Below are 24,012 nucleotides of genomic sequence, written 5' to 3' on the forward strand. Positions count from 1 at the left end.
CATCTGGAGGTCAATCTTGACAATCACGACCCGCAAGGCAACGCTCGGCGGCCTTGCCTCACTCGGCGTTCTCGCTCTGCTCGCGGCGTGTGCGCCGGCCCCCACGACGTCCGGCTCGTCCGACAGTGCGAACGCGGACTTCCTGCCCTGCATCGTCTCCGACTTCGGCGGCTTCGACGACAAGTCGTTCAACCAGTCCAGCTTCGACGGCATCAAGAAGGCCTCCGACGAACTCGGCATCGAATTCAAGCAGGCCGAGTCCACCTCTGAGGACCAGTACGCCGGCAACGTCACGAGCATGGTCGACCAGGGCTGCAACTTCATCCTGACCGTCGGCTTCGCCCTGGCCAACGCCACCCGCGACGCCGCACAGGCCAACGAAGACGTCAACTTCGCCATCATCGACTCCGCGCTCTCCAACGACGACTTCAGCCCGCTGACGCTCGACAACGTCAAGCCGGTTCTGTACGACACCGCGCAGGCCGCCTTCCTGGCCGGCTACCTCGCTGCAGGCACCACCAAGACCGGCACCGTCGGCACCTACGGTGGCATGCAGTACCCCTCCGTCACCATCTTCATGGACGGCTTCGCCGACGGCATCGCGTACTACAACGACGCCAAGAGCACCGACGTCAAGCTCACCGGCTGGGACAAGGCCACGCAGTCCGGACTGTTCGCCGGCGGCTTCGACGACATCAACCAGGGCAAGACGCTCAGCGCGGGCCTGATCGACGCCGGCGCCGACATCATCCTCCCGGTCGCCGGTCCGCTCTTCCAGGGCACCGCGCAGGCCATCACCGAATCCGGCAAGGACGTCGCCATCGTCGGTGTCGACAGCGACCTGTTCGAGACCACGCCCGAGTTCGCGGCGCTCTACCTCACCTCCATCATGAAGTCGATGACGGATGCGACCGACCAGATCGTCACCGACGCCTCCACCGGAGACTTCACCGCCGAGCCGTACGTGGGCACCCTGGAGAACGAGGGCGTCGGCCTGGCCCCGCTGCACGACTGGGAGTCCAAGGTCGACCCGGCCCTGGTCACCGAGCTCGACGACCTCAAGGCGCAGATCATCAGCGGCGACATCGTCGTGACCAGCGACGCCACGCCCAAGTAACACCCAGTTCCACCGGCATTACCGTTTAGCACGACCGCCCGTCAGGGCACCGGGGAGGCCAGCGTCACGCTGGCCTCCCCGTTTCGTTGCGTGGTCTGTTCCGGCTACCGCCCCGCCTGGACCCCGGCCGGACAGCACCTCAATAGAATCGAAGACTATGAAGCTCGAACTTCGCGGCATTACGAAGAGATTCGGTGCCCTGGTTGCCAATGACGACATCAACCTCACCATCGAGGAGGGCGAAATCCACGCCCTGCTCGGAGAGAACGGAGCAGGTAAGTCAACGCTGATGAACGTGCTCTACGGCCTGTACCGTGCCGAGGAGGGCGAGATCCTGCTCGACGGGGTCGCCCAACACTTCACCGGGCCCGGTGACGCCATGGCCGCCGGTATCGGAATGGTGCACCAGCACTTCATGCTCATCCCGGTGTTCACCGTCGCCGAGAACGTCATGCTCGGCCACGAGCAGACCAAGGTCGGCGGTCGCCTCGACCTGCCCGCCGCGCGCAAGCGGGTCCGCGAGATCTCCGACCGCTTCGGGTTCAACGTCGACCCCGATGCCCTCGTCGAAAATCTCCCTGTCGGTGTGCAGCAGCGGGTGGAGATCATCAAGGCGCTCTCCCGGGACGCGAAGGTGCTGGTCTTCGACGAGCCCACCGCGGTGCTCACCCCGCAGGAAACCGACGAGCTGATGAACATCATGCGCCAGCTCAAGGCCGCTGGGACCTCCATCGTCTTCATCACCCACAAACTGCGTGAGGTGCGCGAGGTCGCGGACCGCATCACGGTCATCCGTCTGGGCAAGGTCGTCGGCACCGCCTCACCCACCGCGAGCAACGAAGAACTCGCCACCCTGATGGTGGGCCGCGCCGTCGACCTCACCGTCGACAAGGCGCCCGCCACCCCGGGCGCCCCGGCACTCGTGGTGACCAACCTCACCGTGATCGACCCGCTCGGCCAGATCCTCGTCAACGACGTCAGCTTCGACGTCAAGGTCGGCGAGATCCTCGCCATCGCCGGAGTGCAGGGCAACGGCCAGACCGAACTGACCGAGGCGTTGATGGGCCTGCAGGCCCGCGTGGTGGGGGAGATCACCCTCGACGGCAAGTCCCTCCGCGGCCACTCGGTGCGCCAGGTGCTCGACGCCGGTGTCGGCTTCGTGCCGGAGGACCGCACCAGGGACGGCCTGGTCGGCGCTTTCACCATCGCCGAGAATCTCATGCTCGACCGCTCCAACAAGCTCCCGTTCGTCAAGCGGTTCAACGTGCAGTTGAGCTACCTCGCCGATTTCGCCCGAGCCAAGGTGAAGGAATTCGACGTGCGGTCGCAGGGCATCGAGACGCCCGTCGGCCGGCTCTCCGGCGGCAACCAGCAGAAGGTCGTGCTCGCCCGCGAACTCAGCCGCGACCTGCGCCTCTTCGTCGCGGCGCAGCCCACCCGCGGCCTCGACGTGGGTTCGATCGAATTCGTGCACGAACGCATCGTCGCGACCAGGGATGCCGGCACCCCGGTGATTGTGATCTCGACCGAACTCGACGAGGTCGCCGCCCTCGCCGACCGCATCATGGTCATGTACAGCGGCCGCATTGTCGGCATCGTTCCCGGCGACACCCCCCGATCCGTTCTGGGTCTGATGATGGCGGGCGAAACCCCCGCAGAAGGAGCCGCAGCATGAGCGCCGCTCAGCAGCCCACCCCGACCCCGGCGCCCACCGAGCCCGCCGAACCGTCGCGCTGGCACAACATCTTCCGCGAGATCACCACGGGCAACGCGATCATCTCGGTGCTCGCCGTGGTCCTCGCTCTGCTCGTCGGCGCCGTGATGATCGCCTTCACCAACGACGCGGTGCAGGAAAGCGCCGGGTACTTCTTCTCCCGGCCCGGAGACCTCGTCGGCGCCGTCTGGAACTCGGTCTCGGGTGCCTACTCGGCGCTGTTCCAGGGATCGGTGTACAACTTCCGCCGCCCGAGCTTCGCCGACGGCATCAAGCCGCTCACGGAGACCTTCACCTACGCCACCCCGCTGATCGCGGCCGGCCTCGGGGTCGCGCTCGGTTTCCGAGTGGGCCTGTTCAACATCGGCGGCCGCGGCCAGATGCTCATCGCCGCGACCCTCGGCGGCTGGGTGGCGTTCGCTCTCGAGCTGCCCGCCGGCATCCACATGATCGCGGCCCTCGTGGCCGGCGTCCTCGGCGGCGCCCTCTGGGGCGGGCTGGTCGGCCTGCTCAAGGCACGCACCGGCGCGCACGAGGTGATCACCACGATCATGCTCAACTACGTGGCCTTCTACCTGGTCAGCTTCCTACTGCGTGACGGGTTCCTCAAGACGCCCGGCTCGAACAACCCCAAGAGCCCCGCCACCAAGGAGACCGCGGTGTTCTTCGACATCCTCGGCCCCAACTACAACCTGCACTTCGGGTTCATCCTGGTGATCGCCGCCACCTTCTTCGTCTGGTGGCTGCTCGGCCGCTCGAACCTGGGCTTCAAGTTCCGGGCCGTGGGCGAGAACCCCAACGCCGCTCGGGTGGCGGGCATCAGCGTGCAGCGCATGTACGTCTACGCCATGCTGTTCTCCGGTGGGCTCGTGGGCCTGGCCGGCATCAACCAGGTGCTCGGTACCACCACCAGCGGCTTCGGCGCCGGCATCGACTCGGGGATCGGCTTCGACGCCATCACCGTGGCGCTGCTCGGCCGCTCCAAGCCGTGGGGGTCTTCGCCGCGGGCATCCTGTTCGGCGCTTTCAAGGCCGGCAGCTTCTCGATGCAGGCAGCCGAGGGTGTGCCCATCGACATCGTGCTCGTCGTGCAGTCGCTCATCGTGCTCTTCATCGCCGCGCCGCCGCTCGTGCGAGCGATCTTCCGGCTGCCGGCGCCCGGGGCGCCGCGCCGTAAACCGGTTCCCAACGTGACCCAGGAGGTGGTGGCGAAATGAGCACGATCGCTCCCGTGAACCAGCCCACTCAGCCGTCGGAGCCGCACGAGGGCCCCGCGACCACCGTCATCAAGAGTTGGAAGGTGCCGATCATCCTCGGCGTCTTCACCGTGCTCGGGTTCCTGCTTCTGGTCGTCTTCGGCCGCTCCGGCACCAGCACCATGGTGCTCTCCACCTCCAGTGACCTGATCCAGCTGCCGGATGTGCCGCTGCCCACGCTGCCCACCGGCATCGTCGTGACCGTGCTGCTGGCGCTCATCACCGGGCTCAGCGCCTGGATGGTGCAGACCCGCCGCAAGGTTCCGCTCTGGCTCATCTCGGTCTTCGCGTTCCTGCTCCTGCTCGGCTTCCTGGCCTGGGCATCCGCCGACGCGCGCATCCCCGTGCCCGGCCTGCTGTTCGGGTCGCTGAGCCTGGCCGTCCCGCTGATCTTCGGCGCCCTCGGCGGCGTCATCTCCGAGCGCGTCGGCGTGGTCAACGTGGCCATCGAGGGGCAGCTGCTCGCCGGCGCGTTCACCTCGGCCGTCGTCGCGTCGGTCACCCGGCAGCCGCTGCTGGGCCTCGTCGCGGCCATGGTGGCCGGCGTGCTGGTGTCGTTCGTGCTCGCCGCGTTCTCGATCAAGTACTTCGTCGACCAGGTCATCGTGGGTGTGGTGCTCAACGTGCTTGTCACCGGCGTGACCGGGTTCCTGTTCTCGCAGGTGCTGGCGCCCAACGCGGAGCTTTTGAACCAGCCGCCCAAGTTCGAGCGCATCAACATCCCGCTGCTCAGCGAGATCCCGATCATCGGGCCGGTCTTTTTCCGGCAGACGCTGATCGTGTACATCATGTACATCGCCGTCGCCCTGGTCTACTACGGCATCTTCCACACCCGGTGGGGCCTCCGCCTCCGCTCGGTGGGCGAGCACCCGCAGGCCGCCGACACCGTGGGCATCAACGTCACGGGCACCCGGTTCTGGAACGTCTCCCTCGCGGGAGCCGTGGCCGGTCTCGGTGGCGCGTACTTCACGCTCGGCTCGGTGGGCGCCTTCGGCAAGGAGATGACGGCCGGCGCCGGCTTCATCGCCCTCGCCGCGGTGATCTTCGGCCGCTGGGACCCGATCCGAGCCACCCTCGCGGCCCTGCTGTTCGGCTTCGCCAGCAACCTGCAGAACGTGCTGAGCATCATCGGTTCGCCGGTGCCCAGCGAGTTCATGCTGATGCTGCCCTACCTGGTCACCATCTTCGCCGTGGCCGGACTGGTGGGGAAGTCCCGAGGGCCGGCGGCATCCGGCAAACCGTACATCAAGTCGTGACGGAGACTGTAGTGACTTCTGACCCCTCAACCCCCACGTCCGGCGACATCGACTGGGGCGAACTGCGCAGCGCGGCCGCCGAGGCGATGACCCATGCCTACGTGCCGTACTCGAAGTTCCCGGTCGGTGCGGCGGCGCTCGTCACCGACGGCCGCATCATCAGCGGCTGTAACGTGGAGAACGCCTCGTACGGCCTCACTCTCTGCGCCGAGTGCGCGCTCGTGTCGGTGCTGCACCTCACCGGCGGCGGCCAGCTCGTCGCCTTCAGCTGCGTCGACGGCGACGGCAACACGCTGATGCCGTGCGGCCGCTGCCGCCAGCTGCTCTACGAACACTCAGCCCCTGGCATGCTGTTGGAGACCGTCTCCGGCGTGCGCACCATCGACCAGGTCCTGCCGGACGCCTTCGGGCCCCGCCAGCTCGCCGCCTATCGGGAAGACCACTAAATGAGCTCCACCGCCCGCTCCATCGAAGCCTTCGACGCCGTCGACCTGATCCACGCCAAGCGTGACAAGGGTGAGCTCTCGACCCCCCAGATCGACTGGCTGATCGACGCGTACACCCGCGGTTACGTCGGCGACGAGCAGATGGCCGCCATGACCATGGCGATCTTCCTCAACGGCATGTCCCGCCGCGAGATCCGCGACATGACCATGGCCATGATCAACTCCGGCGAGCGGATGAGCTTCGCCGGCCTCGGCAAGCCGACCACCGACAAGCACTCCACCGGCGGCGTCGGCGACAAGATCACCCTGCCGCTGATGCCCCTCGTGGCCGTCTTCGGCGCCGCAGTGCCGCAGCTCTCCGGCCGTGGCCTCGGCCACACCGGAGGCACCCTGGACAAGCTCGAGTCCATCCCCGGCTGGCGCGCCAACCTCAGCAACGAGGAGATGTTCGCCCAGCTGCAGGATGTCGGCGGCGTCATCTGCGCCGCGGGCAGCGGCCTGGCCCCTGCCGACGGCAAGCTCTACGCCCTCCGCGACATCACCGGCACCGTCGAGGCGATCCCGCTGATCGCGTCGTCGATCATGTCCAAGAAGATCGCCGAGGGCACCAGCGCGCTGGTGCTCGACGTCAAGTTCGGCTCCGGCGCGTTCCTCAAGGACATCGAGCGCTCCCGCGAGCTGGCCCGCACCATGGTGGCGCTCGGCGAGGACGCCGGGGTGGCCACCTCCGCGCTGCTGACCAACATGAACGTGCCGCTCGGCCTGGCCATCGGCAACGCCAACGAGGTGCGCGAATCCCTCGAGGTGCTCGCCGGCGGTGGCCCCGCCGATGTGGTCGAGCTCACCGTGGCCCTGGCCCGGGAGATGCTCACCCTGGCCGGCATCGTCGACGTCGACGTGGAGGCTGCCCTCAAGGACGGCCGCGCGATGGACAAGTGGAACGCGGTCATCCGAGCGCAGGGCGGGGACCCGACCGCCGCGATGCCCGTGGCCAAGGAGACCCACACGGTGCTCGCGGATCGCGACGGGGTGCTCGTGGAGCAGCAGGCCCTCCCGTTCGGCATCGGCGCCTGGCGCCTGGGCGCCGGACGCGCCCGCAAGCAGGACCCGGTGCAGCACGCCGCCGGCATCGACCTGCACGCCAAGCCCGGCGACACCGTGCGGAAGGGCGAACCGCTCTTCACCCTTAGCGCCGACGAGCCGGAGCGCTTCGCGCGGGCCCTCGAGGCCGTCGAGGGCGCCTGGCGCATCGGCGACCCCGGCGAGCCCGTCCTCGACGGCGGCCCCCTGATCGCCGAGCGCATCACCCGCTAGCTGCGCCGCAGTCCCGCATCCGCGGGCGGCGCCTCACGGCCTGCCGCCCGACGTGCCACTTGAGGCCCCTTCGCAGACCGCGAAGGGGCCTCAACCGTCATCTCACGCGCGACCACGGTAGTGAGTTGCCACTTGAGGCCGCTTCCGCCGTGGACAGTGGGCCTCAAGTGGCAAGTCAGTGTGCGCCGTAGTATGGGCGCCAGCCCCTGGAGCGCAGCGCGTCGTCCACACGAGCGAGGATCTCCGACGTTGGGGTGTCCTTCACGACGCGGATCACTCGCCAGCCGTCCGCCATCACGTCGTCGAGACGTTCCAGATCGCGGGCGTACTGCACGCTGTCCGTTCGATGGTGTTCGCCGTCATACTCGATCAGCACGCGGTAGCTCAGGTAGACGAGATCCCCGCGAACCCGCTTTCGGCCCGCACGCAAGGGCAGATAGATATTCGTCTCTGGTTCGGGGAATCCCGCCCGCAGGATGAGCAGCCGCAGCCGGGTCTCCTGCCGAGACTCCACCCGGGGGCGCACCCACACCAGAGCCTGCCGGAGGCGCTGGGTTCCTCGCTGTCCGAAACGGTGCGCGACGGCAGCCGTCAGGTCGATCAGTGCCGCCGGAGGGCGACGGGTGCCCAGAAGGAAGTCGCCGGCCGCGATGAGATCGTCCAGGCCGAGCGTGCTGGCGAGATCGCACCATGTCGTGACGGGTGAGGTGACGGCGAGCCCGTCGACAAGCGACCTATCTGGCCGGACACTGAACGTGTGGCCGACCACACCCTTCATTCGCGGCGCTCGTTCGGGCGCGACGACTCCGACGTGCAGGCGGGAATCCTGGGAGGCACCCTGGGGAAGCGGAATTCCCAGCAGCTGTGCGGCCGTGATGTGGCTGAAGAAGTGGCCGGAAGGCATGCCCGCGGCGTAGGCCTGTGCGAGGCTGCTTCTCTCGCGTTCGCCGCCGACCAGAACTCGTACCCCGCGGAACGGTATCTCCAAGTCGTTGGCGCGCGTGCGCTTCGTGCTGACCCCGGCGGCGCGGGCATCAGCCAGGGTGAAGCCGTTCGGGGCCAGGCGGCGGGGCAGTTCTGAGCGCTTGCGCATGCGAACACCGTGGCAGATGTCGCCCGTGGGCATCACTAGTTATCCACCGGTATCCCCCCCCGCTGCGTTGCAGCGGGCGGTGAGTTGCCACTTGAGGCCCATCATGAGCCGTCGAACGGGCGTCAAATGGCAACTCGGCAGATCGCGCCGTGCCGAGTTGCCAGTTCAGGCCCGTTCGACGGCGCTGAGGGGGCGTCAAGTGGCAACTCAGATAGATGACGGGCACGGGCACAGGGGCGCGAGCGGGCGGATGTGGCGGCATCGGGGCGTACACAGCGGTGGGGCGATAGATTAGGGAGGTGAATACGAGCCCCGAGGAATACCTGATGCCCGGCAGCGGCGTGAGTATCAACGCACTGCCCAAAGTTTCGCTGCACGACCACCTCGACGGTGGTCTGCGGCCGGCCACGATCATCGAGCTCGCCGAGGCCATCGACCTCGACCTGCCCGCCGACACCGAGACCGACCTGGCCGACTGGTTCACCGCCCAGGCCACTTCCGGGTCGCTGGTGGACTACCTCAAAACCTTCGACATCACCGTCGGCGTCATGCAGACCCACGACTCCCTCGCCCGCGTCGCCCGCGAGTTCGTCGAGGACCTCGCTCTGGACGGCGTGATCTATGGCGAGATTCGCTGGGCACCCGAGCAGCACCTAACAGCAGGGCTCAGTCTGGATCAGGCCGTCGATGCCGTGCAGGAGGGCATTGAGGCCGGTATCGACCGTGTCGCCCAGGCCGGGCTGGTCATCAAGATCGGCCAGGTGATCACCGCGATGCGGCATGCCAAGCGTTCGCTCGAGGTCGCCGAACTCGCCGTGCGGCACCGGGACCTGGGCGTGGTGGGCTTCGACATCGCCGGCGCCGAGCAGGGTTTCCCCGCCGCCGACCACACCGAGGCGTTCGACTTCCTCGCCCGCAACCTGTTCCCGATCACCGTGCACGCCGGCGAGGCCGACGGCCTCGACAGCATCCGTGGCGCGCTCTTCGACGGCCGTGCCTTGCGCCTGGGCCATGGGGTGCGCCTGGCCGAAGACATCGAGATCGGCCGCGAGGACCAGGACAACACCTACGTCACCCTCGGCCCGCTCGCCCAGTGGGTGCGCGACCGCGAGATCCCGCTCGAACTGAGCCCGTCGTCCAACCTGCAGACCGGCGCCATCGCCGCCTGGGGCGATGACATGCTCGACCACCCGTTCGACCTGCTCTACCAGCTGGGCTTCCGCGTGACCGTGAACACCGACAACCGTCTGATGAGCGGCACCTCGCTCAGCCGCGAGCTGGCGCTGTTGACGGATGCCTTCGGCTACGACCTCGACGACCTCGAAGCCCTGCAGCTCAACGCGGCATCGAGCGCGTTCCTGCCGCTCGAGGAGCGCGAAGAACTCGCGGATGCCATCGTCGACGGCTTCGCCAACGCCTGACCCGGCCCACCCCAACCCCGAAAGCAGCCATGTCGCTTCCCCCGCTTCCCCTCGACGCCATCGACGTCGGCCTGCACGTTCCCGACTGGCGTGCCGCGATCGGCGCCGCGGGAGCGGCGCTCGAGAGAAGCGGCTCCACCGCCCCGGGCTACACCGAGCGCATGGTGGGTGTGATCGAAGAGTTCGGCGCCTACGTGGTGATCGCGCCCGGGTTAGCCCTTGCGCACGCCAGGCCGGGGCCCGATGTGCTCACCGAGGGTCTGAGCGTGGTGACCTTGGCCGATCCCGTCGCGTTCGGGCATCCGCACAACGACCCGGTCAGCGTGGTACTCGGCCTGGCGGTGACCACGGGCGACGAGCACGTGCACTTCGTCGCGGAACTCGCCAACGTGTTCAACGATTCGAGCATCATCCCGGCACTAGCAGCGGCGCTGGACGCCGAAACCGTACGCTCACTTCTGGGCATTGCGGCACCAACAGGGCACGCAGCCACCGAAGAGGAGTCATCATGAAGATCGTCGCACTGTGCGGAGTGGGAATCGGCACGTCCGCCATTCTCAAAGTCAACGCCGAACGCGCCCTCGAGCGCCTCGACATCCAGGCGGACGTCACCGCCGCCGACATCGCCAGCGTCAAGCTGGCCGCCGCCGACGCTCAGGTCATCCTCACGTCGAGCGAGCTGGTGCCGTCGATCGGCAAGACCAACGCTGACGTCATCATCATCGATAACTTCTTCGACCTCGACGAGCTGACCGCCAAGCTCGAAACCGCGCTGGGTTAGCCAAGCGGCCCGGGTCGCAGCGCGACCCGGAGCCGTGGTTCAGCCGATCAGCGCCCGCATGCCGCGGTCGAGCTCGGCCAGGGCGTCGGATGCGCCCTGACGCCGTTCGGCCAGGCTGCCGACGGTGCTGCTGGTGTCGAGGTAGACCTTCAGCTTGGGCTCAGTGCCGCTCGGGCGCACCATCACGCGGGATCCGTCGGTGAGCACGATGCGCAGCACGTCGCTGGGCGGCAGGCCGTTGAAGCCGCGCGAGAGGTCGTCGATGTGGTCGACCCGGCTGCTGCCGATCATGGCGGGCGGGCTGTCGCGCAGGCGCGCCATCACCCGGTCGATCTCGGTGAGGTCGGTGACCCGCACGGAGATCTGGCCGGATGCGAAGTGCCCGAACTTCTCCGAGAAGGCGTCCAGGTGCTCCGCGAGGGTGAAGCCGTCGGCCTTGAGGTCGCTCACCAGTGAGAGCAGGGCGACCGCGGCCGAGATGCCGTCCTTGTCGCGCACGGTGCCCGGGTTCACCAGGTAGCCCAAGGCCTCCTCGAAACCGAAGATCAGCCCGGGCGCGCGGGAGACCCACTTGAAGCCCGTGAGGGTGTCGGCGAAGGCCAGTCCGTAGGCATCCGCCACGGCCTTGAGGGCCGGGGTCGACACGATCGAGCAGGCCAGGGTGCCGTTGGCGCCGCCGTCACCCGGAGCGTTCTGGGCCTCCACGGCCGCACGCCAGCCGAGGATCGCGCCGATTTCATTGCCGCTCAGGCGCCGGTAGCCCTCTGCCGCGTCGGCGTCGGGGATGGCGATGGCGAGCCTGTCGGCATCCGGGTCGTTGGCGATGATGAGTTCGGCGCCCACCTCGCGGGCGGTCTCGTAGGCGAGGTCCATCGCGCCGGGTTCCTCAGGGTTGGGGAAGGCGACGGTGGGGAAGGCCGAGTCGGGGGCGATCTGCGCGTCGACGAGGGTCGGCAACGCGAATCCGGCGGCGTCGAGCACCCGGCGGGTGGTGTCCCAGCCCACGCCGTGCAGGGCCGTGTAGACGGCGTTGACCTGTGCGCGCGGCGGCCGGGCGATGGCGGCGGTGGCGTCGACGTAGGCCTGCACGACGGACTCCGGTGCGGTCTCATACGCCGCGCGCGGCAGGTCGGAGACCAGGAGGGTGTCGGCCACCCGTTGGATCTGGGCGGCGATGGCCACGTCATCGGGGGAGACGATCTGGGAGCCCGCGTCGGCGTCGCCGAGGTAGACCTTGTAGCCGTTGTCGTTGGGCGGGTTGTGCGAGGCGGTCACCATCACACCGGCGCTGGCTCCGAGGTGGCGCACCGCGAACGCGAGCACCGGGGTCGGCAGCAGGCGGGGGAGCAGGATCGCGCGTACGCCGGCGCCGGCCATGATCGCGGCGGTGTCCGTGGCGAACACGTGCGAGTTGCGGCGGCCGTCGTAGCCGATGACCACCGAGGGGATGCCGCCGGGCCGGACCGTCGGGGCCTGTTCGAGCAGGAAGGCGGCCAGGCCGGCGGCGGCCTGGGAGACCAGCACCCGGTTCATCCGGTTGGAGCCGGCGGCGATCTCGCCGCGAAGGCCGGCGGTGCCGAACGCGAGGCGCTCGTCGAACCTGGAGTGCAGGTCGGCTACGGCGGCCGGGTCGCGGTCCTGGGCCTGCTGCAGGAGCACGCGCAGTTCGGCGCGGGTCTCGGGGTCGGGGTCCTGGGCGAGCCACGCTGTTGCGGTGACGACGAGTTCGCCCACCGGGTCGGTCGCGGCCGGCTCGATCACGACGGTGTCGAGCACCGCGGTCGCAGCCGGGACCTCGTCCAGGGGCGCTGCGACGGTCTCGAGCACGGCGGTCTTCGGTTCGCGTTCCTCCTCGGGCACGGGTTCCTGGCCAAGTTCTGCGGCGGGCTCGGCGGCGTGCGCGCCGCGGCGGCGGGTGTCGTCGGCCGTCTGCTGGTCCGGAATGCCGTTGTCCAGGCTCACAGCGAGGCCACAATCTTGGCCAGGAGCGCGCTGATGGTAGCTTCGGCCTGCTGGCCCGCCTCGAGCACTTCACCGTGGCTGAGCGGGGTCTTCTGGATGCCGGCGGCCAGGTTGGTGATCAGCGACATGCCGAGGATCTCCATGCCGGCCTGCCGGGCCGCGATGGCCTCGAGGGCCGTGGACATGCCCACGATGTGACCGCCGATGGCCTTGGCCATCTGCACCTCGGCCGGCGTCTCATAATGCGGGCCGCGGAACTGGCAGTACACACCCTCGTCGAGCGAGGCGTCGATGCCCCGGGCCAGGTCGCGCAGGCGCTGCGAGTACAGGTCGGTGAGGTCGATGAACGTGGCGCCCTCCAGCGGCGAGTCCGCGGTGAGGTTGATGTGGTCGCTGATCAGCACCGGCGTGCCGGGCGTCCAGGTCTCACGGATGCCACCGGCCCCGTTGGTCAGGATCATGGTCGTGGCGCCCGTGGCAGCGGCGGTGCGCACGCTGTGCACGACTCGGCGCACGCCGTGGCCCTCGTAGTAGTGGGTGCGGGCGCCGATCACGAGGGCACGCTTGCCCGTGGGCAGCAGCACGGAGCGAAGCGTGCCGGCGTGGCCGGCCAGCGCGGGCGCGCTGAAGCCGGTGATGTCCTGCGCGGGGATGGTGTGCGTGGTCTCGCCGATCAGATCGGCCGCCTTGCCCCACCCGCTTCCCAAGGTGAGGGCGATGTCGTGATGGTCGACTCCGGTGGCGTCGGCGATTTCCTGGGCGGCGATCTTGGCCACGTCGAAGGGGTTGGTTTCCGGCGCGTCAAGAGGATTGATCTCGGTCGTGAGCATCCCCCTACTCTAATTGCCCTGGCGGGGTTTGGCCCGGCGCGGGTGGCGCGACAGAATAAGTGAATGTCTTACGAGTTCGAGAGAAAACAGCGGATCGCCATCATCGGTGGAGGCCCCGGCGGTTACGAGGCGGCCCTGGCGGGTGCCCAGCAGGGCGCTGAGGTGACCCTGATCGAGCGCGTCGGCGTCGGCGGAGCAGCTGTGCTCACCGATGTGGTCCCCTCGAAGTCGCTCATCGCCACCGCCGAGGCGTCCAACTCGATCCGGGAGGCGACCGACCTCGGCGTCCAGTTCTTCGTGCGCGGCGACACCGGCAAGCCGCTGCACCCCGAGGTGGCGATCAACCTGGCCGCCGTCAACAAGCGCCTATTGGCGCTGGCCCGGGAACAGTCCGAAGACATGCGGGCCACCCTCGTCAAGGCCGGCGTCACGTTGCAGAACGGCCACGGGCGTCTCGACGGCCGCGACGCCGTGATCGTCTCCACGGGCGACGACGGGTCCGGAACTGACTTCGACCGGATCGAAGCCGACACCATAGTGCTCTCGGTCGGCGGCAGCCCGCGCACCCTGCCCAGCATGATGCCCGACGGCGAACGCATCCTCACCTGGACCCAGCTCTACAACCTCAAGTCGGTGCCCAAACACCTGATCGTGGTGGGCTCCGGCGTCACCGGCGCCGAGTTCGCCTCCGCGTACCGGGCGCTCGGCGCCGAGGTCACCCTGATCTCCAGCCGCGACCAGGTGCTGCCTGGCGAGGATGCCGACGCGGCCGCCGTGATCGAGAACGTGTTCACCCGCAACGGCATGGTCGTGCTCAGCAAGTCCCGCGCCGCATCCGCCGAGCGCACCGCCGACGGCGTCACCGTCACCCTGTCCGACGGGCGCACCGTCGAAGGCAGCCACTGCCTGATCGCCGTGGGCGCCGTGCCCAACACCACGGGCCTTGGCCTGGTCGAAGCAGGCGTGCAGCTGGATGAATCCGGGCACATCCGGGTCAACCGGGTGGCGCGCACCTCGATCCCCAACATCTACGCGGCGGGCGACTGCACCACCGAGATGCCGCTGGCCTCGGTGGCGTCGATGATGGGCCGCACGGCCGTCTACCACGCCATGGGCGACGCCGTGAAGCCCATCGAGGTGCGGAACGTAGCCGCGAACATCTTCACCCAGCCGGAGATCGCCACGGTGGGGTGGGCTCAGAAGGAGATCGAGGAGGGCCTGCGCCGCGGCGAGGTCTACAAGATGCCGCTGGAGGCCAACCCGCGCGCCAAGATGATGGGCATCACCGACGGCTTCGTCAAGCTCATCGCCTCCCGAGGGACCGGCACCGTCATCGGCGGCGTCATCGTGGGCCCCAAGGCCAGCGAGTTGATCTTCCCGCTCACCTTGGCCGTCGAGCACGGCCTCACGGTCGACGAGGTCGCCGAGGCCTTCACGGTGTACCCGTCGCTCACGGGCTCGATCACGGATGCCGCGCGCGCCATGCACAAGGTGCACTACTGACCCGCAGGCTCGGCTGACGGCCGACCGGTAGCTCGACCGGGATCGGCCTCCCGCCGAGGTAACTGTTCCTCGTGCGGACAAGTGCACCCGGCGTACCGGGCGCTATTGTCCGATTCGGGAGCAGTCGGGCCGGTTAGGACACGGTCAGCAGCAGGTGGCCGCTGGAGACCGTGGCGCCGACGTCGGCGCCGATGGCCCCGACCACGCCGTCCTTGTGGGCGGTGAGTGGCTGTTCCATCTTCATGGCCTCAAGCACGAGCAGCAGGTCGCCCTTGACCACGGTGTCGCCCTCGGCGACGAGGATCTTGACGATGGTGGCCTGCATCGGCGCCTTCACGGCATCTCCCGTGGAGCTGCTGCTCACCGAGTGTGCGGCGGTGCGGCGGCGCGGTGCGGGGCCCGCGGTCTTCTCCGTCGCGGTGCCGGGCAGCAAACGGCTGGGCAGGCTCACCTCGATGCGGCGGCCGTCGACCTCGACGACCACGTTGTGGCGGGCATCCGAACGGGGACGGTCTTCGACCGTGCCGCTCCAGGCCGCGATGGTGTTCTCGAACTCGGTCTCGATCCAGCGAGTGTAGATCGAGAAGGGCGCGCCGTCGGCGGGCGCGAAGGCCGGGTCGCGCACGATCATGCGGTGGAACGGCAGCACCGTGGGCAGGCCGGCGACCTCGAACTCGTCCAGGGCGCGGCGTGCGCGCTCCAGGGCCTGTTCGCGGGTGGCGCCCGTGACGACGAGTTTGGCCAGCAGCGAGTCGAACGAGCCGGAGATCTCGTCGCCGGACTGTACGCCGCTGTCGACGCGCACGCCGGGGCCGCCGGCTGGGCGGAACACGTGCACGGGGCCGGGCGCGGGCATGAAGCCGCGGCCGGCGTCTTCACCGTTGATGCGGAATTCGAACGAGTGGCCGACCGCGATCGGGTCGTCGTAGTCGAGCACGCCGCCCTCGGCGAGACGGAACTGCTCGCGCACCAGGTCGATGCCGGTGACCTCTTCGGACACCGGGTGCTCCACCTGCAGGCGGGTGTTCACCTCGAGGAAGGAGACCGTGCCGTCCTGGCCGATCAGGAACTCGCAGGTGCCGGCGCCCACGTAGCCGACCTCCTTGAGGATGGCCTTGGACGCCCGGTACATCTCGGTCGTCTGCGCCTCGGTGAGGAACGGCGCCGGCGCCTCTTCGACGAGCTTCTGGTGGCGACGCTGCAGGGAGCAGTCGCGCGTGGAGATGACGACGACGTTGCCGTGCGCATCCGCCAGGCACTGGGTTTCGACGTGCCGGGGCTTGTCGAGGTACTTCTCCACGAAGCACTCGCCACGGCCGAACGCCGCGATGGCCTCGCGCACCGCGGAGTCGAACAGTTCGGGTACTTCTTCGCGGGTGCGGGCCACCTTCAGGCCGCGTCCGCCGCCGCCGAAGGCTGCCTTGATGGCGACCGGCAGGCCGTGCTGGTCGACGAAGTCGAGCACCTCGGAGGCGTCCGCGACAGGATTCAGGGTGCCGGGCGCCATCGGGGCGTGCACCTTCTCGGCGATGTGCCGGGCGGAGACCTTGTCGCCGAGCTGTTCGATGGCCTCGGGCGACGGCCCGATCCAGATCAGACCGGCGCCGAGGACGGCGCGGGCGAAGTCGGCGTTCTCGGCGAGGAAGCCGTAGCCGGGGTGCACGGCGTCGGCACCCGACCGGCGGGCGATGGAGAGAATCTTCTCGATGACCAGGTAGGTTTCGGCGCTCGTCGTGCCGTCCAGGCCGTAGGCCTCGTCGGCGAGGCGGGAATGCAGGGCGTCGCGGTCCTGGTCGGCGTACACGGCGACCGAGAGGATGCCGCTGTCCTTCGCCGCTCTGATCACTCGGACGGCGATCTCGCCCCGGTTGGCGATGAGGACCTTCGTTATACGCGACATAGGTACTGAGCCTATTGGTCAGCACCCCAGCTTTTTTGGTTCTTTCCCACAAAAACGGATGCCAGAACCCTGCGTCGGGCTACAAAGACGCCCATAGGGTCGTCAGTCCGGTAGGGCCGAAGTACCCCGATTCCACAGGCTCGGCCAGTCATAGCCCAGCCGGGACACCAATCGGCGCAGGGTCGGCAGTGACAGCCCGACCACCGTCGACGGGTCGCCCTCGATGCGGGTGATGTACGGCGCGCCGAGACTGTCGATAGTGAAGGCGCCGGCCACGAACAGCGGTTCGCCCGTCGCGATGTAGGCGTCGAGCTCGGCATCCGGGATGTCGTCGGCGAAGGTCACCGAGGCCTGGGCCACGGCCCCGACTGCCCGCCCGGGCGTGCCGTCCACGTACTCGATCAGCCAGTGCCCGGAGAAGAGTTGGCCGGTGCGGCCGCGCTGGCCGTGCCATCGTTCGCGGGCCCGCTCGGGGGTGTGCGGCTTGCCGTAGATCACGCCGTCGAGCACGAACACCGAGTCGCCGCCCAGGATGAGGCCGTCGATGCCGTGCGTGGCGCCGTCTGCGGCCACTGCCTCGGCCTTCGCCCTGGCCAGAAGCTCCACCACGTGGTGCGGGGTCAGCGGCGCACCGGTGCGCACAGCCTCCGCTTCGGCGACGGCATCCTCGTCGACGTCGGGCGAGATCGTGGCGGGTTCGATGCCCGCCGCCCGCAGCAGCGACAGGCGGGCGGGGGAGGTGGAGGCGAGGTACAGGCGCATGGGACCCTTCGGTGTCTCAGCAGATGTGGGATGCTCGTTCAATGGGCACCAACACCAATAATCAGGCACGACAGGGCAATCCCGAAGGCGAAATCGGCACCGAGCTCGAGCTCGACGTCACAAACGTAGCCCACGGCGGCATCTTCGTGGCCCGGCACGAGGGCCGGGTGGTCTTCGTCAGCGACACCATGCCGGGTGAGCGGGTGCGCGCGCGGTTGACCGACGCGAACAAGAAGAGCTTCTGGCGCGCCGAGACCGTCGAGGTCCTCGAGGCCGCCCCGGAACGCCAGCCGCACATCTGGGCCGCCGCGGCCATCGACCGTGACCCGGCCGACCGAGCCGGCGGCGCCGAATTCGGCCATATCGAACTCGGCCACCAGCGTGAACTCAAGCGTCAGGTGCTCGCCGACGCCCTACACCGCATGGCCGGCATCGACACCGACGTCACCGTCGAGCCGGTTGCGGTGGCGGCGGATGCGTCGCCCGGTGACGCTATGGACGGCACAGGCTGGCGCACCCGGGTGCGCCTGCACGTGACCGACAGCGGAATCGTCGGCCCCTATGCGGCCCGGTCGCACCGGGTGATCCCGGTCGACGACCTGCCGCTGGCCGTGCACGCCCTCGAGATGGCCGCGCCGCTGGACCGGTTGTTCGCCGGTGCAGCCTCCGTCGACGTCGTGGCTCCCAGCGTGGGCCCCGTGCAGATCCTGCCCGCCGAGCAGGACGACAAGGGCCGCCGCCGCCGCACCGCCCCGAACCCGATCACCGAGCTCGTCGGCGACCGGGAATTCCGGCTCGACGCCGCCGGCTTCTGGCAGGTGCACGCCCGCGCCGCCGAAACCCTCTTCAGCGCCGTGCAGGACGCCATCGACCCCGACCTGTTCGACCCGAAGGCGGCCAACCTCGACCTCTACGGCGGGGTGGGTCTTCTCGCTGCCGCCGTCGGGGAGCGATTCGGCCCGTCCGTGCGGATCACCTCGGTGGAAAGCGACGCGCAGGCCACCGGGTACGCCGCAGAGAACCTGGCCGAATGGGTCGGCGCCGCTGCCCAGACCGACCGGGTCGACAGGTTCCTGGCCGGCCTCGCCCGCGATGCGAAAAACGCAGACCAGGGCCGCCAGCAGGCCGCCACCGTGGTCCTCGACCCGCCGCGTTCGGGTGCGGGGGCGGATGTGGTCGACAAGCTGGCCTTCCTCTCGCCCGCCCAGGTGGTCTACGTGGCCTGCGACCCCGTTGCCCTGGCGCGGGACATCGCGCTGTTCGCCGGGTACGGGTACACGCTCAAGAGCCTGCGCGCGTTCGACCTGTTTCCCAATACCCACCACGTCGAGGCCGTCGCACTGCTGACCAAATAGCTAGTCTTAGCGAAGTACCCGCAACGAAGGATGAGCACATAGTGACCGAGCTTGACGCAGCGCCCGACCTGGTCGACCACCCCGTACGGGTGGGAATCGCCGACGACCACGAGTCGGTGCGTCTGGGCATCAAGGCCGCGTGCGAGAACGCCGGCTTCGAGGTGGTCTTCGCGGCCGCCACTGTGCGGGAACTCGTCGACGGTATCTCCACCCGGACGGTCGACGTGATCGTGCTCGACCTGTCCCTCGGGGATGGCTCCCTGGTCACCGACAACGTGCACCTGGCCCGTACCACCGGGGCGTCGGTGCTCGTGCACAGCATCGCGGACCGGGTCGCCCTGGTGCGGGAGGCCCTCGCTGCCGGCGCGGCAGGCGTGATCCCCAAGTCGTCGCCGACAACCACGGTGATGGCCGCCGTCGCCTCCGTCGCCCGCGGCGATGTGCTCAACAACCTCGAATGGGCCACAGCGATCGACGCCGACCGGGACTTCGCCAAGGCGCAGCTGGGCCGCAGGGAGCGGGACGTCCTGCACCTGTACGCCTCCGGCCTGCCGTTGAAGATGGTCGCCATGCAGCTCGGTATCGCGCACTCCACCGCCCGTGAGTACCTGGACCGGATCCGGGTCAAGTACGTGGAGGTGGGCCGCCCGGCGCCCACGAAGGTGGACCTGTTGCGGCGGGCCGTGGAAGACGGCATCCTGCCCGGGCTGGACCCGGACGGCGGGGATGGGCGCTCCTAGGCCGGCGGAGGCCCCGCCGGTCCGGTCCTTCCGGCTCGCGCCCGGACGGGTCGCCCCCGAACAGCTCGGCGCCGACCTCCTCAACGAATCCAAGCAACCTCGCAAGCCCATCTCCCGGGCCCAGATCGAGCGGGTGGTCTCCCGCGCCGTTGGCGGCGTCGGTGCGATCTTCGCCCTGCAGACCTATCCGGCGATGTTGCACCAGCTGGACAGCCTCAAGCCGGGCCTGGGCATCGCCCTGACGGTCGCGATCTTCGGCGGCCTGGGGCTGGCGATCATCGCCACGCTGGTGAAGAGGTTCATCCGGTTCACCAGCGGGCTCTTCGCGATCCTCTACCTGGTGGCGCTGGTCGCCTGGCCGGCCATGCTGAACACCCCGGACGGCGTGCTGGACGGCAAGTCCTGGCTCTGGTACCTCTGCACCGTCGCCACCTCCTGCGCCGCCGTGTCGTTTCCCCTCTGGTGGGCGATGACTTATACCCTCCTCGCACCGATCGCCTACGGCATCGTGCGTGTGCTGCCGGCCGGCGGTGGTGCGGAGCCCATGCTCGGCGCGCTCGACGCGTTCTACGCGATCCTGCTCGGCCAGGTCGTGCTCATCATCATCACCATGCTCCGTCAGGCGACCGCGGCCGTCGACACGGCGCAGACGAACGCTCTGCAGACCTACTCAGCGGCCGTGCGCCAGCACGCCACCGAGGTGGAGCGGGTGCAGGTGGACTCGATCGTGCACGACAGCGTCTTGGCCGCCCTGCTCTCGGCTGCCGCGGCCGGAACGCCCAAGGGCGCCGAGCTCGCCTCGACGATGGCGAGGGAGGCCATCACCCGGCTCAATGAGGCCGGCTCGATCCCTGTCGGCGATGACAGCATGGTGCCCTTCAGCGAACTCAAGGACAAGATCCGGGCCCTCGCCGGCCGGTTCGACGAGCCGATCGAGTTCATCGACTGCGACGCCGAGAACCTCAGCCTGCCCGCCTACGCCAGCGAGGCGCTCTACGCGGCCACCGCGCAGGCCGTCAGCAACAGTGTCCAGCACGCCGGAGCTCCCGGCGCGCCGGTGCCGCGGTCGGTGCGGATGAACGCCAATCTGCTCGGTGGCTGCACCATCGAGATCGCCGACTCCGGTGTGGGCTTCGACCCCGAGCTGGTGCCGAGCGAACGACTGGGCCTGCGCATCTCCATCAGAGAGCGCGTGGCCACGGCCGGCGGCATGGTGCACGTGCGCAGCGGCCTCGGCCGAGGCACGTCGATCCAGATCGAATGGCCGCTGAGCGACGGCGGTGACGACGCGTGATCACGGTTCCCCGCGGGCTGATCCTCTCGCTCGCCGCGCTCTTCTCGGCCTATCACGTGATCCTGGCGTTCTACTCGCTGGGCGTGCCGGCGTCCCCGGTCCCGCCGCTGATCGCGATCTTGCTCTACGCGGCGGCCACCACCATGAGCCTGTGGCCCACCAGCCCGGCGCGGATGTCGCTGTGGCTCGGGTTCTTCAACGTCGCCGTGTGCATCGCCGTTCCGCTGCTCGTGGGCAGCCAGCTCGACGGGTCGGTGCCCGACAACGGGTACGCCACCTGGTACGTGGCCGCGGTTGGCACCCTGATGACCATCACGGCGACGCGGAGGCGCGCGACCCTGGCCTGGGTGGGGGTGGCCTTCCTGGTCGCCCACACGGTCGTCTGGGCCGGCGCGGGGGCTTTGGCGTCGATGGGTGTCATCGGCAGTGTGGTCTGGGTGGTGGTGGCGGTGATGCTGGCCCGCGCGCTGGCCAAGGCCGGCCGGGACGCCCGCCAGTACGGCCTCGCCGAACGGGAGGCCACCGAATGGCAGGCCGCCCAGGAAGCGCACCTCTACGAACGGCAGGTGCGCCTGGCCCAGACCATCCGCCTGGCCGCGCCGATGCTGCGCCACATCATCGCGGCCGGCGGCGCGCTCTCCGAGGGGCAACGGCAGGAATGCCGCTACCTGGAGGCCGCCATCCGCGACGAGATCCGCGGACGCCGGCTGCTCAACGAAGCCGTGCGCCGTGAGGTGATGTCGGCGCGCCGCCGCGGCGCCACCGTGACCCTGCTCGACGAGGGCGGCATCGATGACCTGGTGGGCACGGATCTGGAGGTCGTGCTAAACACGCTGGCCGACGCCATGGCGGGTACCTCGGCGTCGACGATCATCGCCCGCACGGCGGCCGACGGATCGGGCACGGCCGTCACCGTGGTGGGCCTGAACAGCCCGGACCCGCGTCTCAGCGCTCTCGGCCAGGATTCCGACGAAGAGGTGGACCTCTGGTTGGAGATCCCGCGTGCGCAACACGCCCGCGGCGTGGCGGGGGCGACGACCCGGCGGCACTGAGCACTGAGCGCAGACGTGCGGAAGGGGACCTACCGAAGCAGATCCCCTTCCGACATTTCCGTGTCGAGGCGACAACCCGAATGTCGCCTTGACGCGCCCCCAAACATCCGCCTGCTTACCCTAGTCGGCGAATATCTGGTGGTGTCACCCGAAAGCAACACCCAGCACTAGTAATACTGCTGCCAGTCGGCACCGGGGAAAAGTCGTCATTTAGGGGGACAGTCCATCGGGCCGCCGCCAGGGGTACCGCGGCCTAGGCCGTGAAGCCCCGCCAACGTTCGTCGCCGCGGGCCAACGGCTCGCGGATGGCGCGCGCACTGTCCTGCCAGGGGCTGCGGCTCTCGTCCGGAGCGGCGCGCAAGTTGTCTGACTCGGCCCGCAGCATCGCCCGCAGCACGGCCGTCACCGCGGCGGCCTCCTGGTCGGTGACGCCGGTGGTGATGAAGGTCAGGTCGGCCGGGTCGAAGCCGGCCGGGAGCTCTGTGTCGGTCATGAGAGACGCCGCCTACAGCGGGATGTTCCCGTGCTTCTTGGCCGGCAGGCTGGCGCGCTTGGTGCGAAGCGCCCGCAGGGCCTTCACCACCGACACCCGCGTCGCCGCCGGTTCGATGACGCCGTCCAGCTCGCCGCGTTCGGCGGCCAGGAACGGGCTGGCCACGTTGTAGGTGTACTCGTTGGCCAGGCGGCTGCGCACGGCCGCGACATCCTCGTTGGCGGCCTCGGCCTTCTTGATCTCGGCCCGGTAGAGGATGTTCACGGCGCCCTGGCCGCCCATCACCGCGATCTCGGCGGTCGGCCAGGCCAGGTTGATGTCGGCGCCGAGCTGCTTGGAGCCCATCACGATGTACGCGCCGCCGTAGGCCTTGCGCAGAATCACGGTGATCAGCGGCACTGTGGCCTCGGCGTAGGCGTAGAGAAGCTTCGCGCCGCGGCGGATGATGCCGGTCCACTCCTGGTCGGTGCCGGGCAGGAAGCCGGGCACGTCGACGAGGGTGAGGATCGGGATCGAGAACGCGTCGCAAAACCGCACGAACCGGGCGGCCTTCTCGCCGGCGGGGATGTTCAGGGTGCCGGCCATGGAGTTCGGCTGGTTGGCGACGATACCGACGCTGCGGCCCTCGATGCGGGCGAAGCCGACCACGATGTTCGGCGCGAACAGCGGCTGCGTCTCGAGGAAGTCGCCGTGGTCGACGATGTGCTCGATGACGGTCTTCACGTCGTAGGGCTGGTTGGGAGAATCGGGGATCAGCGTGTTGAGCTTGAGGTCGGCATCCGTGGTCTCGAGCTCGACCTCGCTGTCGAAAACGGGCAGTTCGGCCAGGTTGTTGTCCGGCAGGAAGCTGAGCAGCGTGCGTGCGTAGTCCAGGGCGTCGGACTCGTCGCTGGCCAGGTAGTGCGCCACACCGGAGATCGAGTTGTGGGTGAGGGCACCGCCGAGCTCCTCCATGCCCACGTCTTCGCCGGTGACGGTCTTGATCACGTCGGGGCCGGTGACGAACATCTGGCTGGTCTTGTCGACCATGATCACGAAGTCCGTCAGGGCGGGGGAGTACACGGCGCCGCCGGCGGCGGGGCCGCAGATGATGGAGATCTGCGGGATCACGCCGGAGGCTGCGGTGTTGCGGCGGAAGATCTCGCCGTACTTGCCCAGGGCCACCACACCCTCCTGGATGCGCGCTCCGCCGGAGTCGAGGATGCCGATGATGGGCACGCCGGTCTTAAGGGCCAGGTCCATGACCTTGATGATCTTCTCGCCGGCGACCTCGCCGAGCGACCCGCCGAAGATTGTGAAGTCCTGGGAGTACACGGCCACCTGGCGGCCGTGGATGGTACCGGTACCGGTGACGACGGCGTCACCGTACGGACGCTTCTTCTCCATGCCGAAGGCCACGGTACGGTGCCGCACGAACTCGTCCAGCTCGACGAACGAGCCTTCGTCAAGCAGCTCGGCCACCCGCTCGCGGGCGGTCATCTTGCCCTTGGCGTGCTGCTTTTCAATGGCCGCGTCGCCGCTCGCCGTCACGGCCTCGTGATAGCGCTGCTTGAGGTCGGCAAGTTTCCCAGCCGTCGTGTACAGGTCTGGTCCGGTCGAGTTCTCAGTCACGCCGTTCACTCTACCGGCCCCACCCCGCCGGCCTCCCAGGGCCCCGCCCCGTGCATGGTCCCGTGCGCCACTCCTGCAATTCCCGCTCGACCCGGCCGAATCCTGCGGTGCCC

At 68.9% G+C, this 24,012-nt stretch carries 20 protein-coding genes and 1 pseudogene; 14 read left to right on the forward strand and 7 right to left on the reverse strand.

The features are described from left to right. Positions 1-16: 16 nt before the first annotated feature. The 6 genes and pseudogenes from KY500_RS00570 (at position 17) to KY500_RS00595 (ending at position 7,102) form a co-directional block, all read left to right on the forward strand. Positions 17-1,117 (forward strand): BMP family protein, encoded by a 1,101-nt coding sequence (locus KY500_RS00570; protein WP_219901916.1) that lies wholly within the window; start codon positions 17-19, stop codon positions 1,115-1,117. A 157-nt stretch (positions 1,118-1,274) separates the two neighbouring features. Beyond that, positions 1,275-2,792: an ABC transporter ATP-binding protein gene (locus KY500_RS00575; RefSeq protein ID WP_219901917.1), complete on the forward strand. Its 1,518-nt coding sequence runs from the start codon at positions 1,275-1,277 to the stop codon at positions 2,790-2,792. Further along, positions 2,789-4,047: pseudogene (locus KY500_RS00580) on the forward strand (ABC transporter permease). The gene KY500_RS00575 and the pseudogene KY500_RS00580 overlap by 4 nt, the downstream one beginning before the upstream one ends. Then, the gene (locus tag KY500_RS00585; protein ID WP_219901918.1) at positions 4,044-5,342 is read left to right on the forward strand and encodes an ABC transporter permease; all 1,299 of its coding nucleotides are present in this window, start codon (positions 4,044-4,046) and stop codon (positions 5,340-5,342) included. Before KY500_RS00580 ends, KY500_RS00585 begins: the two are co-directional and overlap by 4 nt. A gap of 11 nt (positions 5,343-5,353) precedes the next feature. Next, positions 5,354-5,788 (forward strand): cytidine deaminase, encoded by a 435-nt coding sequence (locus KY500_RS00590; RefSeq protein ID WP_255579626.1) that lies wholly within the window; start codon positions 5,354-5,356, stop codon positions 5,786-5,788. Beyond that, a complete protein-coding gene (locus KY500_RS00595; RefSeq protein ID WP_066593002.1) occupies positions 5,789-7,102 on the forward strand; it encodes a thymidine phosphorylase in 1,314 nt (437 codons plus the stop codon). It abuts the gene before it with no gap. Between the two features lie 175 nt (positions 7,103-7,277). Here the strand turns inward: KY500_RS00595 and KY500_RS00600 are convergent, their stop codons facing one another. Beyond that, on the reverse strand, positions 7,278-8,195 hold the full coding sequence (locus tag KY500_RS00600) for a hypothetical protein (protein ID WP_219901919.1): 918 nt from the start codon (positions 8,193-8,195) through the stop codon (positions 7,278-7,280). 299 nt (positions 8,196-8,494) lie between these two features. On the opposite strand from KY500_RS00600, the gene KY500_RS00605 reads away from it, so the two are divergent. From KY500_RS00605 to KY500_RS00615, 3 genes are read left to right on the forward strand one after another with little or no spacing between them, the layout of a single operon-like run. Then, a complete protein-coding gene (locus KY500_RS00605) occupies positions 8,495-9,616 on the forward strand; it encodes an adenosine deaminase (RefSeq protein ID WP_370626855.1) in 1,122 nt (373 codons plus the stop codon). A gap of 29 nt (positions 9,617-9,645) precedes the next feature. Next, entirely contained in the window at positions 9,646-10,128 is a 483-nt protein-coding gene (locus KY500_RS00610; protein ID WP_219901920.1) for a PTS sugar transporter subunit IIA, read from the forward strand. Continuing rightward, complete coding sequence (locus KY500_RS00615; protein WP_066593010.1) at positions 10,125-10,397, forward strand: PTS sugar transporter subunit IIB; 273 nt, start codon at positions 10,125-10,127, stop codon at positions 10,395-10,397. The genes KY500_RS00610 and KY500_RS00615 overlap by 4 nt, the downstream gene beginning before the upstream one ends. 39 nt (positions 10,398-10,436) lie before the next feature. Here the strand turns inward: KY500_RS00615 and KY500_RS00620 are convergent, their stop codons facing one another. Together KY500_RS00620 and KY500_RS00625 are read right to left on the reverse strand one after the other, a co-directional pair. Beyond that, the gene (locus tag KY500_RS00620) at positions 10,437-12,131 is read right to left on the reverse strand and encodes a phospho-sugar mutase (RefSeq protein ID WP_219903217.1); all 1,695 of its coding nucleotides are present in this window, start codon (positions 12,129-12,131) and stop codon (positions 10,437-10,439) included. Positions 12,132-12,355: 224 nt separating this feature from the next. Next, complete coding sequence (locus tag KY500_RS00625) at positions 12,356-13,189, reverse strand: purine-nucleoside phosphorylase (protein ID WP_219901921.1); 834 nt, start codon at positions 13,187-13,189, stop codon at positions 12,356-12,358. Positions 13,190-13,252: 63 nt separating this feature from the next. On the opposite strand from KY500_RS00625, the gene KY500_RS00630 reads away from it, so the two are divergent. Then, positions 13,253-14,692 carry an NAD(P)H-quinone dehydrogenase gene (locus tag KY500_RS00630; RefSeq protein WP_219901922.1) on the forward strand — a complete coding sequence of 480 codons (1,440 nt, stop codon included), beginning with the start codon at positions 13,253-13,255 and terminating at the stop codon, positions 14,690-14,692. Positions 14,693-14,825: 133 nt separating this feature from the next. On the opposite strand, the gene KY500_RS00635 is transcribed toward KY500_RS00630, so the two are convergent. Next, entirely contained in the window at positions 14,826-16,592 is a 1,767-nt protein-coding gene (locus tag KY500_RS00635) for a biotin carboxylase N-terminal domain-containing protein (protein WP_219901923.1), read from the reverse strand. Between the two features lie 102 nt (positions 16,593-16,694). After that, a complete protein-coding gene (locus KY500_RS00640) occupies positions 16,695-17,354 on the reverse strand; it encodes a nucleoside triphosphate pyrophosphatase (RefSeq protein WP_219901924.1) in 660 nt (219 codons plus the stop codon). A 41-nt stretch (positions 17,355-17,395) separates the two neighbouring features. On the opposite strand from KY500_RS00640, the gene KY500_RS00645 reads away from it, so the two are divergent. From KY500_RS00645 to KY500_RS00660, 4 genes are read left to right on the forward strand one after another with little or no spacing between them, the layout of a single operon-like run. Further along, the gene (locus KY500_RS00645) at positions 17,396-18,709 is read left to right on the forward strand and encodes a class I SAM-dependent RNA methyltransferase (protein ID WP_219901925.1); all 1,314 of its coding nucleotides are present in this window, start codon (positions 17,396-17,398) and stop codon (positions 18,707-18,709) included. A gap of 41 nt (positions 18,710-18,750) precedes the next feature. Next, positions 18,751-19,449 carry a response regulator transcription factor gene (locus KY500_RS00650; RefSeq protein WP_255579630.1) on the forward strand — a complete coding sequence of 233 codons (699 nt, stop codon included), beginning with the start codon at positions 18,751-18,753 and terminating at the stop codon, positions 19,447-19,449. Further along, positions 19,436-20,743: a sensor histidine kinase gene (locus tag KY500_RS00655; protein WP_219901926.1), complete on the forward strand. Its 1,308-nt coding sequence runs from the start codon at positions 19,436-19,438 to the stop codon at positions 20,741-20,743. Before KY500_RS00650 ends, KY500_RS00655 begins: the two co-directional genes overlap by 14 nt. Next, the gene (locus KY500_RS00660) at positions 20,740-21,795 is read left to right on the forward strand and encodes a hypothetical protein (protein WP_219901927.1); all 1,056 of its coding nucleotides are present in this window, start codon (positions 20,740-20,742) and stop codon (positions 21,793-21,795) included. Before KY500_RS00655 ends, KY500_RS00660 begins: the two co-directional genes overlap by 4 nt. Before the next feature lie 253 nt (positions 21,796-22,048). On the opposite strand, the gene KY500_RS00665 is transcribed toward KY500_RS00660, so the two are convergent. Both KY500_RS00665 and KY500_RS00670 read right to left on the reverse strand, forming a co-directional pair. Further along, positions 22,049-22,288, reverse strand: coding sequence for an acyl-CoA carboxylase subunit epsilon (locus KY500_RS00665; RefSeq protein ID WP_219901928.1), 240 nt, complete (start codon positions 22,286-22,288; stop codon positions 22,049-22,051). Between the two features lie 12 nt (positions 22,289-22,300). After that, positions 22,301-23,899 (reverse strand): acyl-CoA carboxylase subunit beta, encoded by a 1,599-nt coding sequence (locus KY500_RS00670; RefSeq protein WP_066598922.1) that lies wholly within the window; start codon positions 23,897-23,899, stop codon positions 22,301-22,303. Positions 23,900-24,012: the final 113 nt, after the last annotated feature.

This window comes from Cryobacterium sp. PAMC25264 (assembly GCF_019443325.1).
In the GTDB taxonomy this organism is placed as follows: domain Bacteria; phylum Actinomycetota; class Actinomycetes; order Actinomycetales; family Microbacteriaceae; genus Cryobacterium.